Below are 16,875 nucleotides of genomic sequence, written 5' to 3' on the forward strand. Positions count from 1 at the left end.
CCTGAAACCTTATGAAAACATTTGTTATTATTGGAGGTAGTAAGGGCATTGGTTTTGCTTTACTAAATAAACTTTTAAATCACTCAAAAGTTATTAATGTAAGTAGAACTGCTCCAAATACTTCCCACGAAAATTTAACTCACATCTCCTGTGATGTTATACAAGATGAATTACCGGAAATAAATAATTTAGATGGTTTAATTTATTGTCCTGGTAGTATAAATTTAAAACCTATTTCTCGTTTAAGTTTAAACGACTTTAAAAACGATTTTGAAATAAATGTTTTAGGCGCTGTTAAAGCAATACAAGCATATTTGCCGCTTTTAAAAACAGGCACAAATCCGTCAATTTTATTATTTAGTACTGTTGCCAACAAATTAGGAATGCCTTTTCATGCTAGTATAGCAACCGCTAAATCTGGTATTGAAGGCTTAGTTAGGTCATTAGGCGCAGAATTAGCTCCTACTATAAGAGTTAACGCCATTGCACCAACAGTTACAAATACAGAACTCGCAAGCAAGCTTTTACGTAATGAGAAAATGATTGAAAACATTACGGAAAGACACCCGTTAAAAAAATATTTGGACCCAACCGAAGTTGCTGAAATGGGAGAATTTCTGTTATCTACAAAAGCAGCATCTATTTCAGGACAAATATTTCAAATGGATTGTGGAATTGTAAGTTTCAAGTTATGATTTGTTTAAAAACCTTGTTCTGTTCAAAAAACATCAGTCCAAATTATAATATAAATTCGCTTTATAACATTAGCATTAAATCCATATCAAACGAAGATATAGACTTATCACAGTTTAAAGGTAAATTTATACTTTTTGTAAATGTAGCTTCTAAATGCGGCTTTACACCACAATATAAAGAGCTTGAACAGTTATACAATACATATAAAAACAAATTAATTATAATAGGTTGCCCGTGTAATCAATTTGGTAGTCAAGAGCCAGGTAAATCGCAAGACATAAAAACCTTTTGCCAAGTAAATTATGGCGTATCATTTATAATTACTGAAAAAATAGATGTAAAAGGGACTAAACAGCATCCTTTGTATAATTGGTTAACAAAAAAATCAAATAACAACAAAATTAACAGTTCGGTTAAATGGAATTTTCAAAAATATTTAGTTGGTCCACAAGGCGAACTTATCGACTATTTTTCTTCCATTACCAGTCCTTTAAGCAAAAAAATAATTAAACACTTAAACTAATTATGTTTAAACTATTTAAAAAGAAAACGGAAATTGAAAGGTTACAGGAACAGTATAAAAAATTAATGCAGGAAAGCCACAAACTTTCTACTATTAACCGATCTAAAAGTGATGATAAATTTGCTGAAGCAGACGCGATAGCAAAACAAATAGAAGCACTACAAGCTAAATAATTAAAAAATTGAAAAAATTAATATTAATTTTCTTAGTTATAAATTTTACCGCACTAGGTTTTGGTAGCTGGTTAATGAAAAACGGACCACAAACAGATTGGTACCTAAACCTTAATAAAGCACCTTGGACGCCTCCAGGTTGGGTATTTGGTGCTGCATGGACATTAATAATGATTTGTTTTTCTATATACATGTCTTACCTATACAAACAAATACCAACAACAACTATATTAGGGTTATTTACTTTTCAATTTCTATTAAATGTAGGTTGGAATTTTATTTTTTTTAATAAACATTTAATTCTCATTGGTTTAATATGTATTATTCTTTTAACTTTTTTAATCGGATTTTTTCTTACAAAATATTATCCAGTTTTAAAGCAAAAAAGCTTACTAATACTCCCCTATTTTGTATGGTTAATTATTGCCACATCATTAAATGCATACATTGTTATAAATAATTAAAACATGAAAATTTACACCCTACATAAAAAGCAAAACTTACCAATTTCTGTAAATACAGCCTGGGATTTTTTATCAGATCCTAAAAATTTAAAAGTAATAACTCCAGACTACATGGGTTTTAATATTTTGTCTGGTGCAGATAGACCAATGTTTGCAGGACAAATAATTCAATATATAGTTACACCTGTGTTCGGTATAAAAACAAAATGGGTTACAGAAATTACGCATGTAATTGATAAACATTATTTTGTGGATGAACAACGCTTTGGCCCTTACCAATTGTGGCATCATAAACATTTTATAAAAGAAATTGAAGGCGGTGTAGAAATGGAAGATATAATTGACTATAAAATTCCTTTTGGGCTTTTAGGACAGCTAGCACATCCTATATTGGTAAAGCCAAAACTTGAAGAAATTTTTAATTATCGCAAAGAAAAATTAGAAAAACTTTTTGGATCTTATTAAATGAATAAAGAAATAAACATATTTTGGTTTCGTCGCGATTTACGTTTAGATGACAACATTGGGTTTTATGAAGCTTTAAGTGCAGATTACCCAGTACTTCCCATTTTTATTTTCGACAAGGAAATTCTAGAAAAATTACCAAAAAATGACGCTAGGGTAAATTTTATATTTAACACCCTACAAAGCATGCGAAAAACACTGCAAAAGGAGCACAACAGCAGTTTAGCGATATACTCGGGTACACCCATTGAGGTTTACAAAGAAATTATAAACGAATTTAATGTAAATACTGTTTACACAAACCACGACTATGAACCTTATGCATTACAAAGAGATGAAGAAATTAAAAAGCTTTTAAACGATAATAACATCTCGTTTAAAACATTTAAAGATCAGGTTATTTTTGAAAAAAATGAGATTGTAAAGTCAGATGGCAATCCGTATGTAGTGTATACACCATACATGAAACTTTGGAAAAAAACCTTTGATAGCAATAATTTAAACATTTTTTACACAAACTCAGTTTTACACAATTTAATAGAACACACACGATTACCCAATGTAACATTACAAGATATTGGCTTTATAACCTCCAACCAAAATATTTCAGATTACGATGTTACACCAACTTTAATAGCTAATTACGAAGACACTAGAAACTTTCCTGCAAAAAATGGCACTTCACATTTAGGTCCGCACTTACGTTTTGGTACAGTAAGTGTGCGCAAAATGATAAAAAAGGCTATTGCAGAAAAAAACGAGATATTTTGGCAAGAGCTTATATGGCGAGAATTTTTCATGCAGATATTATGGCATTTCCCAGAAACTGTAACCAAAGCTTTTAAACCAAAATACGATAACATTAAATGGCGAAATAACGAAACCGAATTTAAAGCTTGGTGTGAAGGTAAAACAGGTTATCCGCTAGTAGATGCAGGCATGCGAGAACTTAACGAAACAGGCTATATGCATAACCGCGTGCGCATGCTTGTAGGTAGTTTTTTATGTAAACACTTGTTAATAGATTGGCGTTGGGGTGAAGCCTATTTTGCGGAGAAATTACATGATTATGAACTAGCAAGTAATATAGGTAATTGGCAATGGGTTTCTGGTTCTGGGGTAGATGCAGCACCCTATTTCAGAATTTTTAATCCAACAACTCAAATTCAAAAGTTCGATAAGAATCATGAGTATATAAAAAAATGGGTTCCAGAATATCAAGAATTAACTTACCCTAAACCAATAGTAGAACACAAAGCCGCTCGTGAACGCTGTTTACAAACCTATAAATCAGCTTTAAATGAATAAATTCATAATATATTTAAGGAATCGTACACCTTTACTTCCGACCACAATCCACTACACTCCCTAAGAAATTTATGATGGTTAGGTTCGTTTTGATAACTATCGTGGTCTTCCTTACTCTTAAAACTTAAGCTTAAGCAATACGTGTAACTATTATCAATTACCTCCCTATCAGTTTCAGCAGGAATACCAATATGTTTGGTTTTAATAAACTCAGAATTATTAATAAAAAAAAATAGCGAACGCTCAAAAGTGTTTCTATCTTTCTCATTATTTGGGCGCTTTAACCAAAAGTATACGTTATGCTTAAATTCCTGTGTTGCCATATTATATTTAACTTAGTTTGAAATTTAAATTTATAAAAAAAGATACATTATAATCAAATTAAAATAAATCTTCTTTTAAAATAACAAGGTTAAGTTAGCAGCTTTTTACGATATTCTGTACCGATTTTATCATGAGATATACAAATCTACGGACAAATAGATTCAGAATTATTGTGCTTTTAATCGAAAAAATATTTTTTACACTATTTTTTTTGAAACCTAACTTCTTATTTATAAACTAATTACATATATTTGTTATTAATAGTACCCCAATTTTAAACTAACCAATTAACCTATGTTGCAAAATTCCAAGTTAAAAACAACTGTTTTATACTTATCAGTTTTGTTTTTTATTAGTTATTTACCTGTTTTTTCTCAAGATTACGATTTTATTTTTAGTGAATCTAAAAATAATTCAGTAGTTGAATCCGAAGGAAAATCTCCTTATGTATATGAATTAATTGCGGAAAAAATTATAATTTCAGATAAGGATAAGTATATTAAACGCATTTCACCATTTTATCAAAAAACACTTCTATATAAAGATCTAGCTCAAGAAGATAGTATAGAAATTGCTAAATTAAAAAAAGCCTTTAAACCTATAACTTTAGATGAAGCAGATGTTAATAAACGATTAGCAGTATATAGAAGAACCTTAAAACGCATTGATAAATACGAATTAGTCACAGCAAAATCGTCCCCATTCTACAAATTAAAAATTAGACGCAATATATTTAAACCAGAACAAGTTATATTTGGACGATTTAAGGCTTTAGGTTTGTTCTATGTAATAAAAAATGTAGAAGGTTTAACCGAGTGCAATTTAATACCAGTTGAAGAAGCTAAAGAAAATAACATTGGGAAAGATCAATTTCTTTTTGATAACCAATTTGTTGTTATGCAAAATGTACACTCCAAGACATATTACATGGTTTTCCCAGATTTTATAAAAAAGTACCCTGTTAAAATTTCCGAAAACATAAAAACCTGATAGCTAAAAATAGCCACCAGGTTTTTACATTATTTATATTATGATTTGATTAAATATTTTTAGCTAACCAATCTCCTACTTCTGTAGTTCCGTAAGCTTTACCACCTTCAGCTAAATCTTCAGTAACAATACCTTCAGCTAAAGCTTTATTTACAGCCTCACGAATAACTTTACCTTCTTCTGCTAAGCCAAAGTTTTCAAACATCATAGCTGCAGATAATACCGTAGCCATTGGGTTTGCAATGTTTTTTCCTGTAGCCTGTGGGTACGAACCGTGAATTGGCTCGAATAAAGAAATGCTAGTACCTAAAGAAGCAGATGGCATTAATCCCATAGATCCAGAAATTACAGAAGCCTCATCAGTTAAAACATCACCAAATAAGTTTTCAGTAATTAACACATCATAATCTTTTGGCCATTGTACCAAGCGCATGGCAACGGCATCAACAAACTCATAGCTTACCTCTACCTCTGGGTAATCTTTTTCCATACCTTGCACAGTCTCTCTCCATAAACGCGATGTTTCCATAACGTTTGCTTTATCTACACAACATAATTTTTTCGAGCGTTGCATAGCTGCTTCAAAACCTTTTTTAGCCAAACGTGTAACCTCTTCTTTCGTGTACATGTTAGTATCATAAGCCGTATTACCATCGTCTTTTCTACCTTTTTCTCCAAAATAAACACCAGAAGTTAACTCACGGAAAAATACTAAATCCGTACCTTCAATGCGTTCCTTTTTTAATGGAGATTTATCTAATAACGACGGGAAAACAAATGTAGGACGCACATTAGCAAATAAACCTAATTTTTTACGCATTTTAAGTAAACCTTGCTCAGGGCGTACCTTTGCAGTTGGGTCGTTATCAAATTTTGGATGACCGATAGCTCCAAATAAAACCGCATCAGACGATGCACAAATTTCGTGAGTTTCATCTGGGTAAGGTTCACCAACAGCATCAATAGCCGCTGCACCTGTTAAAGCAGGTTTCCATGTAATTTCATGACCAAATTTAGCAGCAACAGCATCACTTACTTTAACGGCTTGGTCTATAACCTCTGGTCCTATACCGTCTCCGGCTAAAAGGGCTATGTTTAATTTCATTTTAGTTGTTTTATCTAAATTATTAAATTTTATTCATTTTGGGCGTTACCCCGAAGCTTCGGGGTCGGGCTTTACACTATATCTTTTTTTATGCCTACCCTTTCGCTGCGCTCAAGGAGACATAAAAAAAGGATGCCGTTTCAATCCCTAACGCGCTGTATTACTAACAATAAACATTTAGTTAGTAATAATATTCAGCATTTTTTCGGTAGCAATAATTGCCGATACTGTTTGGTCGGAATCTAAACCACGAGTTTTAAACTCTTTAGTATCCGATTTCCAAGTTATTATAGTTTCACACAAAGCATCAGAATTACTACCAGGCGGAATGCGCACAGCATAATCTATTAATGCCGGTAAAATCATTTTCTTTTTCTTAAAAATTTTCCGCAAGGCGTTCATAAATGCATCAAATTGTCCGTCACCTTGTGCATGCTCTTCAAACATTTCACCTTCAATAGTTATAGAAACTGTAGTTGAAGGTTTCAAGCCTTTAGAGTGTGTTAACACATAATTATTTACAGTTACCTTTTCTTCGTAAGTTCTATCTAAAACATCCGAAATAATATAAGGTAAATCTTCTTTAGTAACCACTTGCTTTTTGTCGCCTAACTCAATAATACGCTGCGTTACTTTTTTTAAGGCATCATCATTTAACTGAAGCCCTAATTCTTGCAAGTTTTTTTGAATATTAGCCTTTCCAGACGATTTTCCCAATGCATATTGGCGTTTTCTACCAAAACGTTCTGGCATTAAATCGCTAAAATACAAGTTGTTTTTATTGTCGCCATCAGCATGAATACCAGCTGTTTGTGTAAATACATTAGCACCAACAATAGGTTTATTAGCTGGAATTAAAACACCAGAAAAATTCTCTACCAGCTTACTAACGGTATAAAGCGCTTTTTCGTTAGCATTAATGGTAACATTGGGTAAGTAATCGTTAATAACAGCAATAGTGCTTGCCATTGGTGCATTACCAGCACGTTCGCCCATGCCATTTATGGTTAAATGCAAACCATCGGCTCCAGCTTTTATGCCTTCAATAGCATTCGAAACACCTAAATCGTAATCGTTATGTGTATGAAAATCGAAATGTGTATTTGGGTATTTATCTTTTATTTCTTTTATAAATTCAAAAGATTCCGAAGGCGTTAATACACCTAAAGTATCTGGCAACATAACACGCTTTACCGGTTGTGATGCTAAAAACTCTAAAAATTCAAAAACATATTCTTTAGAATTTCGCATGCCATTACTCCAATCTTCTAAATAAATATTAGTTTCAATACCTTTACTTTGCGCCAAAGAAATATTTTCTTTTATATCTGCAAAGTGCTGATTAGGAGTTTTTTTAAGCTGATAAGTTAAATGATTAAGCGAACCTTTTGTTAATAGGTTTTGCACTTTTGCACCAGCTTCGATCATCCAATTAATAGAAACCCCATTATCAACAAAAGTAAGTACTTCAACCTTGTTTAAATAATTACTTTCTTTGGCCCAATGGGTAATATTTTTAACCGCTTGAAATTCACCTTCAGAAACACGTGCTGAAGCAATTTCTATGCGATCTACTTTTAATTCTTCTAAAAGTAACTTAGCTATCGTTAACTTCTCTGAAGCAGAAAACGACACACCGGAGGTTTGCTCACCATCGCGAAGTGTCGTATCCATTATTTCTATATGTTTCTTACTCATTGAAGATTTTGATCAATTTAATATTATTCTGAATTTTCAGAATCCTTTTAAATTTTCTTTAGTAAGCTCAAAATAGTTTAGGCTAACTATTATATTATTTAAAAAGGTCTTGTTTCTCCAAAAGAAGCTATTTCTTCTTTCATGTTTTGTAAATAATCAATATCATCAAAACCGTTTAGCATATTACCTTTTTTGTAACCATTAATATCAAAAGATTCCGATTCTCCTGTAGATACAAGTGTTACGGTTTGGTTAGGTAAATCTACTTTAATTTCAGTTTTTGGGTCGGCTTCAATGGCATCAAACAATTTTTGAGCAAAAACAGCAGAAACTTGGACTGGTAAAACACCAATATTCAAGCAGTTATTTCTAAAAATATCTGCAAAAAACGACGATATTACACAACGTAAACCAAAATCGTAAACAGACCAAGCAGCATGCTCTCTAGACGAACCAGAACCAAAGTTTTTACCTCCAACTAATATTTTAGAACCTGCATATTTTGCATCGTTTAATGGAAAATCTGCAATTGGGTTTCCTTCGGAATCGTATCTCCAATCACGGAAAAAGTTATCTCCAAAGCCCTTACGCTCTGTTGCTTTTAAAAAACGTGCAGGAATAATTTGATCTGTATCTACGTTTTCTATTGGTAATGGATATGCTGTGCTTGTTAAAACTTCAAATTTATCGTAAGCCATAATATTTTTACTTTTGGCCATTAGCTTTTAGCTGTTGGCAAATGTTATTTATTTTTTCGCTTTATAGTTAAATAGTAAGTACAAAGCGAAGTCTGATTTTAGACTAATTCTTTCATTAATGTTCTTGGGTCTGTTACCACACCTTCTACCGCTGTTGCTGCTGCAACTAATGGTGACGCTAATAAGGTTCTAGATCCAGGACCTTGTCGACCTTCAAAATTACGGTTAGATGTTGAAACCGCTAATTTCCCAGCAGGAACTTTATCGTCGTTCATTGCTAAACAAGCAGAACAACCAGGCTCTCTTAAAACAAAACCGGCATCGGTTAATATTTTATCTAAACCTTCTTCCTTAATTTGATCGACAACTTTATGCGATCCAGGAACTAACCAAGCTGTAATGTTTGGTGCTTTTTGCTTCCCTTCAACAATAGAACAAAATGCTCTAAAATCTTCTATACGTCCGTTTGTACATGATCCTAAGAAAACGTAATCAACTGTTTTACCAATCATGTCGTCACCTTCGTTAAAATTCATGTAGCCTAAAGACTTTTTGTAAGTTGCTACGCCACCTTCAACATTTTCTGCTAAAGGAATTGAATTTGTTACGCCCATTCCCATTCCTGGGTTGGTTCCGTAAGTAATCATTGGTTCAATATCTGCTGCATCATAAGTAAATTCAGTATCAAATTCAGCATCTTCTTCGGTATATAATGTTTCCCAATATGCCATGGCTTTATCCCAATCGGCACCGGTTGGAGCATGTTTTCTACCTTTAATGTATTCAAATGTTTTTTCGTCTGGAGCAATCATACCACCACGTGCACCCATCTCGATAGATAAGTTACAAACCGTCATACGACCTTCCATAGACATGTTTTCAAAAACATCTCCGGCATATTCTACAAAATAACCTGTAGCTCCAGAAGTAGTTTGTTTTGAAATTATGTAAAGCGCCACATCTTTAGGTGTAACACCGAAACCTAACTTTCCATTTACGTTAATACGCATTTTTTTAGGCTTAGGTTGCATAATACATTGAGTAGACAATACCATCTCTACCTCCGATGTACCAATACCAAATGCAATTGCACCAAAAGCACCGTGTGTTGATGTATGTGAGTCTCCACAAACAATAGTTGCTCCAGGTAAGGTAATACCATTTTCTGGCCCAACAATGTGAACAATACCATTATTTCTATGGCCTAAACCCCAGTGAGAAATACCATATTCAGCAGCATTATTAGCTAATGCTTCTAATTGGTTTGCCGATAATGGATCGGCTACTGGTAAATGTTGATTCCAAGTTGGTGTGTTATGATCTGCAGTTGCAAATGTTTTTTCAGGGTACATAACATCGATACCTCTGTTTTTTAAACCAACAAAAGCAACAGGACTTGTAACTTCATGAATAAAATGACGATCGATAAAAAACACATCTGGACCATCTTCTATTTTTCTAACAACATGGGAATCCCACACTTTGTCAAACAACGTTTTGCTCATTATAATTTGATTTTTCTTATTTGTAAAAATTGAATCTTTTATGAAAAAAACTTTTCAAAAAAGGTGGACAAATTTAGTTTTTATTAAACTTATTTGAAACTTTAGAAGGATTAGTTATTTAATTTTTATAATATTTCCAATAGAAAGTATATAAACTGCTTTTTTTTCAACAGAATACGAGAATTGATTATAATTTTTAATCATTATTTAAACGATCTGCAACGTATTCAATTTCTGTTTTGCCATGAGGCAAGGCTTTTCCGTCTTCACCAAGGTTAACCATAACTATATTTGATATGGTAATAATAGTTTCACGCGTCATTTTATTACGCACTTCGCAACTTAGTGTTATTGATGCTTTACCAAATTTTACAACATCGATACCAATTTCTATAATATCACCTTGACGTGCCGATGCTTTAAAATCTATTTCACTGATATATTTTGTTACTACTTTTCTGTTTTCTAATTGAATAATGGTATATAATGCAGCTTCCTCATCGATCCATTCAAGTAAACGACCACCAAATAAAGTTCCGTTTGCATTTAAATCTTCTGGTTTTATCCATTTTCTGGTATGAAATCTCATAATTTTAATTTTTAAAATAGGTTTTGTTGTATGTGCTGTTCTTCATTAGGTATTTTTAAATTATACCCAAGTTCAGAATTTAATTTTTTTATAAAATACGCTGATAATAAAGGGGATTCTTTTTCTAGATTTTGATGCACAAAAAAATCAATTTCTTTTATGCCTTGTTTGCTCCAAAATTTAATTCGTTCTATCCAATCATCTAAACGGCTATAATCGCTTTCATGGTTTGCACCAACATAGCGTACAAATGCCGTGGCATTAGTAAGCCTCATATGCATTAAATCGCGCCTTCCAGCGGTATCAACAATTATATTACTAATGTTGTTTTCTTCTAAAAGCTTGTAAAGATCTTTTGCTACAACAGCATCATTATACCAATTGGTATGCCTAAACTCCATTGCTAAGGGTATTTGTTTGGGCCAACTTTCGGCGAAAGCCACTACTCTATCAAAATCTTTTGGGGCAAAATTATTATGCATTTGCAAGAAAATAGTGCCTAATTTTTCTTTTAAATTAGATGCGTTGTATAAGTAATGTTCAACAACGGCTTTAGTGTCGTTTAACCGTTTCCAATGGCTAATTTCTTGATTTAATTTTGGAAAAAATTTAAAATCTTTAGGTGTTTTTTTATACCAATTTTCAAACTGTTCTGCGGGAAATATTCTGTAAAATGTTGCATTTAGCTCAATGGCATTAAACTGAGAGGAATAATATTGAAGCTCATCTTTCGTACCACGAGGATAAAATCCTTTTAAATCGGCTCTATTCCATTTTGCACAACCCACATAAATTTTAGGTTTAGTATTAGTTGAGTAAGAATTTAATAATTTTTTAGTTTCTGGATGATCTTTAGGTAATGTAAAATCAATAATTTCAGGGTTTTCAACACTGCCAAACTTCATTTTTAATTTTTATATAAAGGTACAAAATTGCGTATTGTTGATAAGCCCGTTAATAATTAAAATTATTATAATTAATAAACGTTTAAATATTGTATAATTTTAATGAAAACTTCGCAATATGAGCAATCGAGATTTAGATTTAAAGAAAATTAGACCGGCTATTAAAACGTTAACTATAAACGAAAATATGAGCGGTGATGAGTATTTTCAAAATGCTGTTTTACGCCCTGTAATTAAATTGCAAAATGATTTATTTATAGAGGTTTTTAGAAATTATATTGCTAAACATAAATATGTTTTTTATGATTTATCTTTAGATAAGCGTACAACCTACATTGAAAACGCCATACAAAAAGATATGAAATTTAGAAATTCTTTAAAAGGTATGGTAATTGGGCAGTTTACCACAGATGAGTATTTGCTTTATATTAAAAACTCGTCTGCTTTAAACAAACGTATGATGAATATTGTAAAAGAGCGTTTGCTAAGCAATATTCAATTATTTGTTAAGCCTGAGTATTTAACTGCGGTTTAATCTATTAAAGATACACCATTTAAGTCGGTGGTAAGCACATCGCTCATGTAATTAAAAAATGGGCGTATAGCTTTAAACGACGCGTTAACATCCTCTAAAAAATTAGGAGACAATACTTCTTTATCTGTATATTTTTTGGTGAAAATGTACTGTTTTTTCTTAATAAAATTTATAGCTTCATGATCTTTACTAAAACCTTTTGGTGCGGTTTTTAATTCGTCCCCTTCAAAAGAACTTCCCCAAATAGAGTTAAATTTTGGGTTAGATAGAATGTCTTTAATTTCTGTGATATCCATTTCAAATTCTTTTCTTATCCTTAGTAAATCTTCTTTTTCGGGTTGCCAAAACCCTGTAGCTATAAAACTTTCATTATTTGGCTGGATATGCAAATAGTAACCACCTCTTAATCTTGGTTTGGTTCGGTGAAACGAACCACCAAAATGTGTTTTGTAAGGTTGTTTGTTTTTAGAAAAACGTACGTCTCTGTAAATTCTGAAGATTTTTAATTTATCAATATCATCATGAGTGTTTAATTTTTCTAGAACTAAATTATAGAATTGTTTTACTTCATCTTGAATAGTTTTAAACTCAGATTTATTATCGTTAAACCAATCGCGATTGTTATTCTGTTCTAAAGCTTTTAAAAATGTAAAAACGGACTTCGATAGTGTAGTACTCATTAAAAAATATTTTTTTAAAAATACAAAAGCCCTAATTAATTAGGGCTTTTAAAATGTTATTTATTTAGAAATTATAAACTAGGTTGTGCCATTTTATAAGATTTAGTTACAATTTCATCTTTATCTTTATCGAAATATTCTATAGTGAAATCGCCATTTTCATTAAAATAACCAATTCCTGCGTAGTTTTTATGATCTACTAGATAATTACCGTTTTGAGTATTGTAAGCAGATCCGGTTTTTACAAATTTATTTTCTTCTTTATTAAAAGCAATATCAAAACCTCTATCGTGTGGTTTAAATAAATATTCTTTATCTCCTAATTTGTAAAAAGTACTTTTGGTTAACAATTCGTAGTTATTGTCTCCATCATCATCTACCATTACCATTTTTTCAACCTTCGACACGCTATTTACGCGTTCTTGGTTTACTTTATTTTTATCGGTTTCTGCCAACTCTACATTGGCTGTTTCTCTGGTAATTACTTTTACTTTTTTTTCGATAATTTCACTGCCATTATTTACTTTAACAGTTTCAATTTCTACTTCTTCTTTAGCTTCTTCTTTTTCTGTTTGAGAAAAAGCACTTGTGCACAATAAAAAGGCACTTATATATATTAAACTTTTCATTTTTATTAAATTTTAAAGGATTATTATTTCATTTCATCTTCAATGTCGTCTGCAGTATCTTCTACTTCATCAGAAACATCATCTGCTGCATCTTCAATTTCATCTCCAGCATCTTCCATGGTTTCCTCTATTTTTTCTCCTGTAGATTTTTCTTCTCTACAACCAATAAATGCGGTTGATACTGTAAATAATATAGCTAAGGTTAAAATTACTTTTTTCATGATTGTTGTTTTTAAAGTTGTTTTGATATAATTTTTAATTAAAAAGGTTTTAGGATTAATTACCTTTTTACTAAACCTTTTAAAAGAGATAAAACAAACAATACTATAAATATGAAGAATAAAATTTTAGCAATTCCTGCAGATGCTCCTGCGATTCCTCCAAAGCCTAAAACTCCGGCTATTAATGCGATTATTACAAATGTGATTGTCCAACGTAACATAATTTTTTGATTTTAATAAGTGAATAATTTAAAACTGAAACTTTTTCAGTTTTACTCTAAATCTATTTTAGAGATTTGTAAAGTGTAATAGCTATTAATTGTTTCTATATAAGAATCAATTGTTTACTATAAATACGAGGCTAAAATGCTTAGTAGATTTTTTATTAACATAGTTTATGATGGTTTCATAAACTATGTTAATTTTTTAAAATTTATCTATTAATTATTAGAATATTGATTATCTAAAATAGCCTCATCAAAAGATAACTTGTTGTTAAATTCAAGTGTTCTTATAGGGAATGGTATATTAATTCCAGCTTTATCGTAAGCTTTCTTAATTTCTATTATTGCTTTTGTTTTAACTCGTTTTTTCTCCAGCAAATCGCTTGTATTTATCCAGAATCTGCATAAATAGTTTATAGAACTATCTCCAAACTCGGTATAATAAAATTCTACATCTTCTGCCGATTTTACATCAGAAAAAGCATTTGCAATTGTTTTTTGAGTTAAATCTTTAACCTGTTCTAAATCCGATTCGTAACCAACACCACAATTAATAAATACACGCATTTTATTGGCTAACGAATAATTTTTTAAAGGATTTTCAAGAATTGTTTTGTTCGGGATAATTACAATATGATTATCAGCTTCTTTTAAAACAAACTCTTTTAAATTAACATCAATAACTTCCCCGGAATATCCGCTAGTTTCTACCCAATTACCAATTTGTATGCGTTTTCTAAACGATATTACAATACCAGCAAATGTGTTAGATAATGTGCCTTGTAAAGCTAAACCAATAGCTAAACCAGCAACCCCAGCACCAGCCAATAACGAGGTTAACATTTTACTTAGGTTTAATATACCTAATGATAAAAACAAACCTGCCATTACTATTACTACTGCAGATATTTTTGCTATCATGTTGGCAATAGATTGTTGCTTTACTTTGTGGTTTACTAGTTTTAATACTAACTTTTTAATATAAGTTGCAATAAAATATGAAGCCACCATTACAACAATGGCCAATATTAAATTAGGTATATTTTGAATGATTGCATTTAACCAACCTTGTAATTTGGTAATTAAATTATTAAATGCTTCTGTTATGGTACTTTCCATGATTTTTTAATTTTATATGATTAATACTTTCTTTTGTTTCAGTATTAATTATTGTACTTCGGCAACTCTAGTTTTTAAGGCATCGGATGTGTTTTTGCTCCAAGCATCTAGCATCCAACTTGCTTTTTCTAGTTCGCGAATGTAAGCTCCAATTAAATCTATAGTACCTTCATCATTCACACCTTCAGCAACTTCAATAACTTTTCCCATTTGTTTTAAAATTAACTTATGGTCCTTTATGGTTTCTGTAACCATATCCATGTCTGATTTTATTGGTGCAGCTTCAGCTATAGATGATACTCTTAAGTAATCGCTAAATTTACTCATTGGGTGGTATCGTAAAGTTAAAATACGCTCTGCAATTTCATCAATTTTAACTCTGGCATCGGTGTATAATTCTTCGAATTGTACGTGTAAATCAAAGAAGTTTTTACCTAAAATGTTCCAGTGATTACTGCGTAATTTTTGGTAATAAATGTGGTAATCTGCTAGCAGAATATTTAGTTCTACAACAACAGTTAATAATTCTTCATCTTTCATATTCAAATAACTCATAATATTTCTGTTTTTTTGTGTTCAACTGTTATCAAACTAAGGCAAATAGCAATTTTGTCAAGGCATTTAACAGGGTTTAACGGCATTAAGTTTTAATTAACATAAATTATGTTAATTAAAATTTGAGTTGTTAATTAATTTAAGAAGAAGCAGTTAGGTTTTTAAAATGTGTAATTGGCTTAATTCATAAAATCAAACCTCTTTTATCTTTTTGAGTTGTTAATCAAATTACATCGAAATTTTACGCTTTATATTGCGTTAGTATTTAAAATAAATTAAATGAAGACCTCGTTATTATTTTTCGTAATGATTTGCTGTTCTATAAACATAAACGCACAAATTATTGAAGCTAAAAAACAAGAATCGAAAAACTTTAAACGCTTTTATAAGGTATCTGAAGCTATTTATAGATCGGAACAACCTAGCAAAAAAGGATTTAAAGAAATTGAAGCGCTTGGAATAAAAACCATTTTGAATTTTAGGCGTAAATGGAGAGACGATAAAAAAACTAAGCACACTAAGTTACAATTAGAACATGTTAAGTTAAAGTCTAAAGAAATGACTGAAGCTAAAGTTGTAGAAGTGCTTAAAATTATTAAAAAGGCTGAAAAACCTGTATTAATTCATTGCTGGCACGGATCGGATAGAACCGGAATTATAATTGCTGCCTACAGAATTGTTTTTGAAAATTGGACTAAAGCTGATGCTATTGCCGAATTTAGAAGGCCAGAGTTTGGTTACCATGAAAAGTGGTATCCTAATTTAATTGATATCTTAAATGATTTAAATGTCGATGAAATTCGATCGGAATTAGGAATTGAATAAAACGTCAATTCGAGTGAATTTGTTAAGCCAAAGCGGAACAAATTTGTATCGAGAAGTTATAATTAAATTATTTATAGAGTTGAATGGTTCTCGATACAATTCTTCGTACCTAGAATTACTCGAACTGACGACTCGTTAACTTTAATGTTTAGTTTAAACGTCATTCGAGTGAATTTGTGAAGCTAAAGCGGAACAAATTTGTATCGAGAAGTTGGAATTAAATTATTTATAGTACTGAATGGTTCTCGATACAATTCTTCGTACCTCGAATTACTCGAACTGACAAATCGTTAGGTTTAAGGTTTAGTTCAAACGTCTCCTCGAGTGAGTTTGAGAAGCTAAAGCGGAACAAATTTGTATCGAGAAGTTGTAATTTAATTATTTAAAGTACTGAATGGTTCTCGATACAATTCTTCGTACCTCGAATTACTCGAACTGACGAATCGTTAGGTTTAAGGTTTAGTTCAAATGTCACTTCGAGTGAATTTATGAAGCTAAAGCGGAACAAATTTGTATCGAGAAGTTATAATTAAATTATTTATAGTTTTGAAGGTTCTCGATACAATTCTTCGTACCTCGAATTACTCGAACTGACGATTCGTTAACTTTAATGTTTAGTTTAAACGTCTCTTTGAGTAAATTTA

General features: G+C 31.3%; 22 protein-coding genes. 9 read left to right on the top strand and 13 right to left on the bottom strand.

The genetic code is table 11. The features are described 5' to 3' along the window. Window positions 1-11 precede the first annotated feature (11 nt). Genes LG651_RS09520 through LG651_RS09545 form a run of 6 tightly spaced genes read left to right on the top strand, consistent with a single transcriptional unit; the run spans window position 12 to window position 3,629 of the window. Entirely contained in the window at window positions 12-695 is a 684-nt protein-coding gene (locus LG651_RS09520; protein ID WP_226695901.1) for an SDR family NAD(P)-dependent oxidoreductase, read from the top strand. Beyond that, window positions 692-1,219 (top strand): glutathione peroxidase, encoded by a 528-nt coding sequence (locus tag LG651_RS09525; RefSeq protein WP_226695902.1) that lies wholly within the window; start codon window positions 692-694, stop codon window positions 1,217-1,219. Before LG651_RS09520 ends, LG651_RS09525 begins: the two co-directional genes overlap by 4 nt. A 2-nt stretch (window positions 1,220-1,221) precedes the next feature. Continuing rightward, window positions 1,222-1,392 (top strand): Lacal_2735 family protein, encoded by a 171-nt coding sequence (locus LG651_RS09530; protein ID WP_226695903.1) that lies wholly within the window; start codon window positions 1,222-1,224, stop codon window positions 1,390-1,392. An 8-nt stretch (window positions 1,393-1,400) separates the two neighbouring features. Next, entirely contained in the window at window positions 1,401-1,856 is a 456-nt protein-coding gene (locus LG651_RS09535) for a TspO/MBR family protein (RefSeq protein ID WP_226695904.1), read from the top strand. 3 nt (window positions 1,857-1,859) lie between these two features. After that, window positions 1,860-2,321, top strand: coding sequence for an SRPBCC family protein (locus tag LG651_RS09540; protein WP_226695905.1), 462 nt, complete (start codon window positions 1,860-1,862; stop codon window positions 2,319-2,321). Next, window positions 2,322-3,629, top strand: a complete 1,308-nt coding sequence (locus LG651_RS09545) for a cryptochrome/photolyase family protein (protein ID WP_226695906.1) — start codon at window positions 2,322-2,324, stop codon at window positions 3,627-3,629. It begins immediately after the preceding gene. A 2-nt stretch (window positions 3,630-3,631) separates the two neighbouring features. Here the strand turns inward: LG651_RS09545 and LG651_RS09550 are convergent, their stop codons facing one another. After that, window positions 3,632-3,952 carry a Dabb family protein gene (locus tag LG651_RS09550; protein ID WP_226695907.1) on the bottom strand — a complete coding sequence of 107 codons (321 nt, stop codon included), beginning with the start codon at window positions 3,950-3,952 and terminating at the stop codon, window positions 3,632-3,634. Between the two features lie 295 nt (window positions 3,953-4,247). Between LG651_RS09550 and LG651_RS09555 the strand changes: the two genes are divergently transcribed. Continuing rightward, a complete protein-coding gene (locus tag LG651_RS09555; RefSeq protein WP_226695908.1) occupies window positions 4,248-4,943 on the top strand; it encodes a hypothetical protein in 696 nt (231 codons plus the stop codon). A gap of 49 nt (window positions 4,944-4,992) precedes the next feature. Here the strand turns inward: LG651_RS09555 and leuB are convergent, their stop codons facing one another. The 6 genes from leuB to LG651_RS09585 all read right to left on the bottom strand — a co-directional run bounded on the left by leuB (window position 4,993) and on the right by LG651_RS09585 (window position 11,443). Then, a complete protein-coding gene (leuB, locus tag LG651_RS09560) occupies window positions 4,993-6,048 on the bottom strand; it encodes a 3-isopropylmalate dehydrogenase (protein ID WP_044631939.1) in 1,056 nt (351 codons plus the stop codon). A gap of 177 nt (window positions 6,049-6,225) precedes the next feature. Then, window positions 6,226-7,746: an alpha-isopropylmalate synthase regulatory domain-containing protein gene (locus tag LG651_RS09565; protein WP_226695909.1), complete on the bottom strand. Its 1,521-nt coding sequence runs from the start codon at window positions 7,744-7,746 to the stop codon at window positions 6,226-6,228. Between the two features lie 98 nt (window positions 7,747-7,844). Further along, window positions 7,845-8,444 (bottom strand): 3-isopropylmalate dehydratase small subunit, encoded by a 600-nt coding sequence (gene leuD / locus LG651_RS09570; RefSeq protein ID WP_226696045.1) that lies wholly within the window; start codon window positions 8,442-8,444, stop codon window positions 7,845-7,847. 98 nt (window positions 8,445-8,542) lie between these two features. Next, window positions 8,543-9,949, bottom strand: coding sequence for a 3-isopropylmalate dehydratase large subunit (gene leuC / locus LG651_RS09575; protein WP_226695910.1), 1,407 nt, complete (start codon window positions 9,947-9,949; stop codon window positions 8,543-8,545). Window positions 9,950-10,145: 196 nt separating this feature from the next. Continuing rightward, the gene (locus LG651_RS09580; RefSeq protein ID WP_226695911.1) at window positions 10,146-10,538 is read right to left on the bottom strand and encodes an acyl-CoA thioesterase; all 393 of its coding nucleotides are present in this window, start codon (window positions 10,536-10,538) and stop codon (window positions 10,146-10,148) included. Between the two features lie 11 nt (window positions 10,539-10,549). Further along, complete coding sequence (locus tag LG651_RS09585) at window positions 10,550-11,443, bottom strand: DUF72 domain-containing protein (protein WP_226695912.1); 894 nt, start codon at window positions 11,441-11,443, stop codon at window positions 10,550-10,552. 118 nt (window positions 11,444-11,561) lie between these two features. Between LG651_RS09585 and LG651_RS09590 the strand changes: the two genes are divergently transcribed. Continuing rightward, complete coding sequence (locus tag LG651_RS09590) at window positions 11,562-11,978, top strand: glyoxalase (RefSeq protein WP_226540509.1); 417 nt, start codon at window positions 11,562-11,564, stop codon at window positions 11,976-11,978. Here the strand turns inward: LG651_RS09590 and LG651_RS09595 are convergent. The 6 genes from LG651_RS09595 to LG651_RS09620 form a co-directional block, all read right to left on the bottom strand. After that, the gene (locus LG651_RS09595; RefSeq protein WP_226695913.1) at window positions 11,975-12,658 is read right to left on the bottom strand and encodes a DUF2461 domain-containing protein; all 684 of its coding nucleotides are present in this window, start codon (window positions 12,656-12,658) and stop codon (window positions 11,975-11,977) included. The genes LG651_RS09590 and LG651_RS09595 overlap by 4 nt on opposite strands. A gap of 71 nt (window positions 12,659-12,729) precedes the next feature. Further along, on the bottom strand, window positions 12,730-13,287 hold the full coding sequence (locus LG651_RS09600) for a hypothetical protein (RefSeq protein ID WP_226695914.1): 558 nt from the start codon (window positions 13,285-13,287) through the stop codon (window positions 12,730-12,732). Between the two features lie 23 nt (window positions 13,288-13,310). Next, window positions 13,311-13,508 (bottom strand): hypothetical protein, encoded by a 198-nt coding sequence (locus LG651_RS09605; RefSeq protein WP_044631931.1) that lies wholly within the window; start codon window positions 13,506-13,508, stop codon window positions 13,311-13,313. A 59-nt stretch (window positions 13,509-13,567) separates the two neighbouring features. After that, window positions 13,568-13,729, bottom strand: a complete 162-nt coding sequence (locus tag LG651_RS09610; RefSeq protein ID WP_082050846.1) for a DUF1328 domain-containing protein — start codon at window positions 13,727-13,729, stop codon at window positions 13,568-13,570. A gap of 219 nt (window positions 13,730-13,948) precedes the next feature. Beyond that, window positions 13,949-14,851, bottom strand: a complete 903-nt coding sequence (locus LG651_RS09615) for a mechanosensitive ion channel family protein (protein ID WP_226695915.1) — start codon at window positions 14,849-14,851, stop codon at window positions 13,949-13,951. 48 nt (window positions 14,852-14,899) lie between these two features. Beyond that, window positions 14,900-15,406, bottom strand: coding sequence for a Dps family protein (locus LG651_RS09620; RefSeq protein WP_226695916.1), 507 nt, complete (start codon window positions 15,404-15,406; stop codon window positions 14,900-14,902). Between the two features lie 279 nt (window positions 15,407-15,685). Here LG651_RS09620 and LG651_RS09625 point away from each other — a divergent pair, with 279 nt between their 5' ends. Beyond that, entirely contained in the window at window positions 15,686-16,231 is a 546-nt protein-coding gene (locus LG651_RS09625) for a dual specificity protein phosphatase family protein (RefSeq protein WP_226695917.1), read from the top strand. The last annotated feature ends 644 nt before the right edge of the window (window positions 16,232-16,875 follow it).

It is taken from the genome of Neotamlana sargassicola (genome assembly GCF_020523965.1).
In the GTDB taxonomy this organism is placed as follows: domain Bacteria; phylum Bacteroidota; class Bacteroidia; order Flavobacteriales; family Flavobacteriaceae; genus Neotamlana; species Neotamlana sargassicola.

Excerpts from the sequence above, each read along its gene's own strand:
- LG651_RS09520 (WP_226695901.1), top strand. The coding sequence starts at position 12 with ATGAAAACATTTGTTATTATTGGAGGTAGTAAGGGCATTGGTTTTGCT.
- LG651_RS09525 (WP_226695902.1), top strand. The coding sequence starts at position 692 with ATGATTTGTTTAAAAACCTTGTTCTGTTCAAAAAACATCAGTCCAAAT.
- LG651_RS09530 (WP_226695903.1), top strand. The coding sequence starts at position 1,222 with ATGTTTAAACTATTTAAAAAGAAAACGGAAATTGAAAGGTTACAGGAA.
- LG651_RS09540 (WP_226695905.1), top strand. The coding sequence starts at position 1,860 with ATGAAAATTTACACCCTACATAAAAAGCAAAACTTACCAATTTCTGTA.
- LG651_RS09545 (WP_226695906.1), top strand. The coding sequence starts at position 2,322 with ATGAATAAAGAAATAAACATATTTTGGTTTCGTCGCGATTTACGTTTA.
- LG651_RS09550 (WP_226695907.1), bottom strand. The coding sequence starts at position 3,952 with ATGGCAACACAGGAATTTAAGCATAACGTATACTTTTGGTTAAAGCGC.
- LG651_RS09555 (WP_226695908.1), top strand. The coding sequence starts at position 4,248 with ATGTTGCAAAATTCCAAGTTAAAAACAACTGTTTTATACTTATCAGTT.
- leuB (WP_044631939.1), bottom strand. The coding sequence starts at position 6,048 with ATGAAATTAAACATAGCCCTTTTAGCCGGAGACGGTATAGGACCAGAG.
- LG651_RS09565 (WP_226695909.1), bottom strand. The coding sequence starts at position 7,746 with ATGAGTAAGAAACATATAGAAATAATGGATACGACACTTCGCGATGGT.
- leuD (WP_226696045.1), bottom strand. The coding sequence starts at position 8,444 with ATGGCTTACGATAAATTTGAAGTTTTAACAAGCACAGCATATCCATTA.
- leuC (WP_226695910.1), bottom strand. The coding sequence starts at position 9,949 with ATGAGCAAAACGTTGTTTGACAAAGTGTGGGATTCCCATGTTGTTAGA.
- LG651_RS09580 (WP_226695911.1), bottom strand. The coding sequence starts at position 10,538 with ATGAGATTTCATACCAGAAAATGGATAAAACCAGAAGATTTAAATGCA.
- LG651_RS09585 (WP_226695912.1), bottom strand. The coding sequence starts at position 11,443 with ATGAAGTTTGGCAGTGTTGAAAACCCTGAAATTATTGATTTTACATTA.
- LG651_RS09590 (WP_226540509.1), top strand. The coding sequence starts at position 11,562 with ATGAGCAATCGAGATTTAGATTTAAAGAAAATTAGACCGGCTATTAAA.
- LG651_RS09595 (WP_226695913.1), bottom strand. The coding sequence starts at position 12,658 with ATGAGTACTACACTATCGAAGTCCGTTTTTACATTTTTAAAAGCTTTA.
- LG651_RS09600 (WP_226695914.1), bottom strand. The coding sequence starts at position 13,287 with ATGAAAAGTTTAATATATATAAGTGCCTTTTTATTGTGCACAAGTGCT.
- LG651_RS09605 (WP_044631931.1), bottom strand. The coding sequence starts at position 13,508 with ATGAAAAAAGTAATTTTAACCTTAGCTATATTATTTACAGTATCAACC.
- LG651_RS09610 (WP_082050846.1), bottom strand. The coding sequence starts at position 13,729 with ATGTTACGTTGGACAATCACATTTGTAATAATCGCATTAATAGCCGGA.
- LG651_RS09615 (WP_226695915.1), bottom strand. The coding sequence starts at position 14,851 with ATGGAAAGTACCATAACAGAAGCATTTAATAATTTAATTACCAAATTA.
- LG651_RS09620 (WP_226695916.1), bottom strand. The coding sequence starts at position 15,406 with ATGAGTTATTTGAATATGAAAGATGAAGAATTATTAACTGTTGTTGTA.
- LG651_RS09625 (WP_226695917.1), top strand. The coding sequence starts at position 15,686 with ATGAAGACCTCGTTATTATTTTTCGTAATGATTTGCTGTTCTATAAAC.